The sequence below is a fragment of the Nonomuraea sp. NPDC049400 genome, assembly GCF_044466425.1.
GTDB lineage: Bacteria > Actinomycetota > Actinomycetes > Streptosporangiales > Streptosporangiaceae > Nonomuraea.
Genome location: NZ_JBITMP010000127.1, coordinates 1 through 5,118, shown reverse-complemented (window position 1 = coordinate 5,118; position 5,118 = coordinate 1). Strand labels below are relative to the sequence as shown.

The following is a 5,118-nucleotide window of genomic DNA, read 5'->3' as shown; positions in this document are numbered from 1 at the left end:
CGGATGAAACGGGTGGGTCACCCGAACGCGTCGGTACTGATCGTCGCCATCGGGTGTAATCGACGGCGTAATCCAACTGCTACGCCGAACGCTGGGTCCGCACCGCCCGAGCCGAATGCACAGACCAGATGCTGATCTACGACGAACGCCACCTGCGATCAGTCCTGAGCGAGTACGCCGAACACTACAACGCGCACCGCCCACACCAGTCCCGCCAACAACGCCCACCCGATCAAGATGAGGACGTCGCAGTGCCGCTGCAAGGCCGGATCCAGCGCCGAAAGCTGCTCAGCGGAGCCATCAACGAGTACCACCGAGCCGCCTGACCAACCCGAAGAAGCACCAGCTCAGACCACGTGCACGAGTTTTGAGGCGGTACAAGCCGGCGAGCAACCATTCCTGCCTCTCGGCCTCACACAATGGCTGCCAGAACCGATAAATCGCAGGTCAGATGGGGTGTGGAGTAGTAGGGCGCCCGGGGCTCGAACCCGCAACCTACGGATTAAAAGTCGACAGCTTTTGTGCCGGACTCTGTCTCAACATATCTGAATCTATCATTTTGCATCGTTTTGTCGTTTTCGAAATGCCCAAGAATGCCCCTCCGTGTTTGGGTGTGAGGCGCTTCATTTGCGGAGCGGCCCGTGATGCATGGTCCGAAGGCTTGTCAAGGCGCTGAGGGTGTGGCCTGAGCGCCCGGTTATGGCCTCCTTGGGTGCTCTTGTTGTGCTCTCGTCCTGGCGCTTGGATCTAGGGGGTGCTCTTCTGCGGTGTGTCACAAGCGGCGGGTTCCGGACGCGTCACCCGTGCCGCCGCCTGTTCTGCCCGGCCCGGTCCTCTCGTAGTGCGCAGGTCATCGGCCTGCGTTGTTTGCCAAGAGAAGGAGTCGTGAGCATGACTGCGCTGACCTACACCATCCTCACCGACCCGGCGTCCTTGGAGGCGTCAGTGGATGGGCGGTCTCCGTCCACGGGGACGGTGTATCTGATGGTCACCAACACCAGGAAGACGGTGCCCTGGTTGAGGATCGAGGTGAAGGTGCCCGTGGGTGACGGAGCCGGCCACCTCACCCGGGACATCAGCACGATCAAGCCGAAGGGCGAGTACACCGACACCCAGTCGGGCCCTCAGGCGGACACCCGGCCGGTGATCGTCCAGCCGCAGGGGACCAACGTCTTCCAGGTCACCCCTCAGAGCGGTCGCATAGAGGGTTTCGAGCCCGGTGATTACATGGTGCTGACGCTGGAGAACATCACCGTCGCTCCCACCGCCGGGGTGGCTGTGCTGATGGTGACCGAGACCATCAGAACCCCTAGCGGGTGGCAGGTCAGCGATGCGGCGGTGCCGTTGGTGAAGGCCGCTCCGAAGGAGATTCCGCCGCCGCGGGACTTCCGTCCGGACAAGGCCATGGTGGACGCCGGAGACAGTCTCACGCTGAGCTGGGACGGGTCCAACGACTTCAGCTACGAGATCCGGTTCCCCGGCGGGCAAGTGGACATCGCCCCGCGCACGCGGACCTGGTCGCCGGCTGAAGCCCCGAAGCGGGCTACCACCTACATTCTCGTCGCCACCGACCCCACCACCCAGCAGCAGCACTTCCTCACCACGACCGTTCAGGTGCGTTATCCCGTCCTGGAGACGCTCACCGCCACCATCGGCATCGACACCCCCTGGGTCCAGGGGACGGCGAACAAGGGGCGTGTCACCTTTACCGACACAGGGGTGGAGATCTTCAACAACTCCGGCGGGCAGGGGACCGTGACGGCCGACAAGGCCCTCCTCAACGGTGTGAACACCGAATGGGTGCAGGGGAGAAGCTCCGACGACGGAAAGATCAGCTTCCCCAAGGACGGGATCGACATCCGCCAGGGAAGCGGAGCATGGGGAAATGTGCACGCCGACAAGGCCGACCTCAACGGTGTGAACACCAAATGGGTGCAGGGGAGGAGCTCCAACGACGGATGGATCAGCTTCCCCAAGGAAGGGCTGAACGTGTATCGGGCGGGCACCCATGAGTGGGGAACCGTGTTCGCCAAGCACGGCTGGACGGCCTCAGGAAAGACCCCACCTGGACAGGGCTGGAGGGCCTACGCACCCAACTCCATCTGCATCGACGTGGATACCACCGCAGGCCAGTTCACCGGTAACCCCGTTTACCTCACCTCCATCGGAGGCGCCGGTGGCATGCAATACGACCTGGTCGGCACCAGTGCCGTCTACGACATCACCGCCAACAAGTTCAGCGTCTACCTCAAATGGCGCGACGACCGCGACCTGACTCCCGCCATGGCCCAGCAGTTCGGCTGGTACATCAACTGGATCGGCTACGACACCCCTAGCTAACCCTGTGTGCGGGTTTCTCGGCTAGCCAAGGGGACCCTCGTACGCTGCAGATGAAGCCGTCATCTCGCGTACGAGGGTCCTGCCATGGACATTACGACATTCGTCACTACAGTGTTCTGCCTCATCGACGATTGGCTCGGCGATCGACGCCTACGTCGGCGAGGGCCTCGGCCGACGCTCGCCGACAGCGAGGTACTGACCATCGAATGCGTCCGGGAATTCCTCGGCATCGACACCGATCAAGGCCCGTACCGTATTCGCGGGGTTTCTTGGTGCCGATGGAGGTCTCCACCCGGTCCCACGCCGCGTCGAGGTCCTGGGCGAGCCGGTTCAGGTGGAGTTCCCGGGCCTGCCGTCGCTGCTGTTCCCGGCGGGCCTGTTCTTCGGTGCGCTGGGCCGCCTCCTGCTGCTCGCGGGCGTGGCGGCGGGCGGCGGCGGCGTCCAGCCGTTCGGCGACCGTCCGCCCCGTTTCCATCTCCCGGCCGGGGATTCCGCCGCCGAACTCGCGCAGCAGCTCCCAGAGTGCTGGACCGTCAGGGCTGCACAGGGGTGATGTCGGTGTGTGGGAAGTCCTCGCCTTTGAAAAGCAGGGGCTGGTCGAGGTCTTTGGCGAGAGCATAGGCGAAGCAGTCGCCCATGTTGAGCTTGGCCTTGGAATTGTTGCCCTTGCCGTAGATCTGGTACGCCCGGCGCGCGATCCTGGCCTGATTGGGTGTTACCGGCTCGATGATGAGCCCCATCTCGTTGACGAGCGTGTCGAAGGCGTGGCGCATGGCCTCACCACGGTTGTCTGCCACGATGGCCGCTTCGACGTAGTTGACAGCCGAGACACGACACACGGCTGCGGCGATGGCGTGGGCGAACTGGGTGGCCTCGGGCTCACCGTTGATGACGGCAATGATGGCGCTGGAATCGATGATCACGCGGGAAGGCCAGTGTCCGGATCGTACAGATCTTCAACGGACAGTCGGTCCCCACCGAGGTGGGTTCGCATCTCAGCGGCAACGCTCAAGATACGTTCGGCTCTGCCGGCGGCTTCGGAGCGGCGTTCCAGCGCATCGAGACGGCGTTCGAGCACTTGAGCGGCGTGCTGGGTTTCCTCGGCCAACCGGATGACCCGGCGGGCGAGGTCATGAATGGGCTCGTGTTCGAGGTCCACGCTCACCGTCGCTCGACTCCCTCCGTCGCGGCGCCTGTGTTGCACCTTCAGCGTAACTGGTGGCCGAGGCTTACTCGCGCCGATGGGTAGCATCCGACCGCGTCATGAGGTTTTCGTCGAGTCAGGGGTTTCCTACGCTCCTGGGCGTCACCAGCGAGCGCGCTGCCACGACTGTTCCGATCGACGCGGAGGCCAACGAAGCGTTGGTTCCTGAAGGCATGCGCTGGTGGGCGGTCGAACCGGTGAAGTCGCTGCCGGCGGCACAGGATCCGGGAGTGACGAGCGAACTGCTGGCCACTTCGACGACCCTTGGAGGGCTGCCGGTCACCGACAACACGCCTCAAGATTATGAGACGCTCGCTCTCGCCCTCGGGGCCGCGGGGGGCGGCGCCACAGCGCCCGATGGGTGCTGGACGGATGGGACCCCAGCGTGGATGCGCACACGCTGGTCACCGCCCGCGCGGCCATCGCTGGCTGGGCGGGGGAAGGCAGGAGCGGATTCATCGTGTACGTGTACGGTGGGGCCCTGCACGGCACCGAAGGTCTGATCGGTGTGCCTGGTCCACTGCATAGTTACCTGGTGTTCGTGAGCCGTTCCGCCGATGGTACGGACATGGTGGACGCGGTGCGTCGAGTGATCCTGGGGTGTCCAGGAGAGAACTGGTGCCACCGCGATGGTTGTCCCGACGCTGGCTTTCCAGAAGCAGCCGAGCTGCTCGCGTCGATCGTCACTACCGGTGATGTCGCCGGCATGGCCGACCAGGACGGTGGTTGGGCAGGGGAGAGCTACCAGCGGTTGTACGGGACTGGTGGTGCCGATCACTACTCGGACAGCGTCTTGGACTGCTTGGAGATGGAGCTGCTGGGAGCCGGTTGGGTGGAGTTGGAGCGATCGACGTGGGATGGCGGGTTGGAGGAGTCGTTACTGCGCCGCGGCGAACACTGCCTGAACGCCTCCTACGATCCGATCACCCGCCAGCTTCGACTCGCGGACGGCAAGTCCCAGCTCGATGGCATGCTCGACATGCTGGCCGACAATGGCGCGCTTACCGGCGAGGACGAGTACGTGACCGTGGACACCAGCGAGCAGGGTGGTCGAGCGGTTGGGCACGGATGTCCTGGCAACGGCGGAGGATCATCTGCGTGGGCGTATCCAGGATCTGTCGCAACTATCCGTCCCAGTCCAGGGTGCACTACTTGGGCTGCATCCTCATGCGGACGGAACCCTCAACGCCCCCGAATCCACAGCGCTCGCGAAAGAACAGCTCATCGTCCTGGCCCGCGCTGTCGGCCTGCTCAGGGACACATGACCCGAAGACTCCGACCGGCAGCGGGATTCTCGCCGGTCGTGGACGAGAACATTATGGCGGGCTTCTTATCAGCAGGCTGTCTGGTGGACCTAGGAGATCTATCTAATCTTGTTGGATGTAGATGCTGTTGTTGCCGTCGTCTCACGTGCAGAAGCGAAGGCGGAAGACCCGCCGGGGCGATGTCATCGGTATGGCATTGCTCCTGGACGAGCTCGACCTGGCCACCATGACGGCGTCCTATCCGTCATTTGAGTTCGACCACTACGGCCAATATCTCGCCGTATGCGAGCAAACCCTGCGCTCCATGCT

At 63.8% G+C, this 5,118-nt stretch carries 5 protein-coding genes and 1 pseudogene; 3 read left to right on the top strand and 3 right to left on the bottom strand.

The window, feature by feature from the left end; translation table 11 throughout:
• Positions 1 to 86: 86 nt before the first annotated feature.
• The 3 genes and pseudogenes from ACIBVN_RS60530 to ACIBVN_RS60520 form a co-directional block, all read left to right on the top strand.
• A pseudogene (locus tag ACIBVN_RS60530) lies at positions 87 to 326 on the top strand (integrase core domain-containing protein); the annotation flags it as partial.
• Positions 327 to 891: 565 nt separating this feature from the next.
• Positions 892 to 2,340, top strand: a complete 1,449-nt coding sequence (locus ACIBVN_RS60525; RefSeq protein WP_397151934.1) for a hypothetical protein — start codon at positions 892 to 894, stop codon at positions 2,338 to 2,340.
• Between the two features lie 334 nt (positions 2,341 to 2,674).
• Positions 2,675 to 2,893 (top strand): hypothetical protein, encoded by a 219-nt coding sequence (locus ACIBVN_RS60520; protein ID WP_397151932.1) that lies wholly within the window; start codon positions 2,675 to 2,677, stop codon positions 2,891 to 2,893.
• Here ACIBVN_RS60520 and ACIBVN_RS60515 read toward each other — a convergent pair.
• The 3 genes from ACIBVN_RS60515 to ACIBVN_RS60505 form a co-directional block, all read right to left on the bottom strand.
• Entirely contained in the window at positions 2,874 to 3,263 is a 390-nt protein-coding gene (locus ACIBVN_RS60515; protein ID WP_397151930.1) for a type II toxin-antitoxin system VapC family toxin, read from the bottom strand. The two genes, ACIBVN_RS60520 and ACIBVN_RS60515, sit on opposite strands and share 20 nt — an antisense overlap.
• Positions 3,260 to 3,505, bottom strand: coding sequence for a hypothetical protein (locus tag ACIBVN_RS60510; RefSeq protein ID WP_397151928.1), 246 nt, complete (start codon positions 3,503 to 3,505; stop codon positions 3,260 to 3,262). Before ACIBVN_RS60510 ends, ACIBVN_RS60515 begins: the two co-directional genes overlap by 4 nt.
• Positions 3,506 to 4,421: 916 nt before the next feature.
• A complete protein-coding gene (locus ACIBVN_RS60505; protein ID WP_397151927.1) occupies positions 4,422 to 4,610 on the bottom strand; it encodes a hypothetical protein in 189 nt (62 codons plus the stop codon).
• Between the last annotated feature and the right edge of the window lie 508 nt (positions 4,611 to 5,118).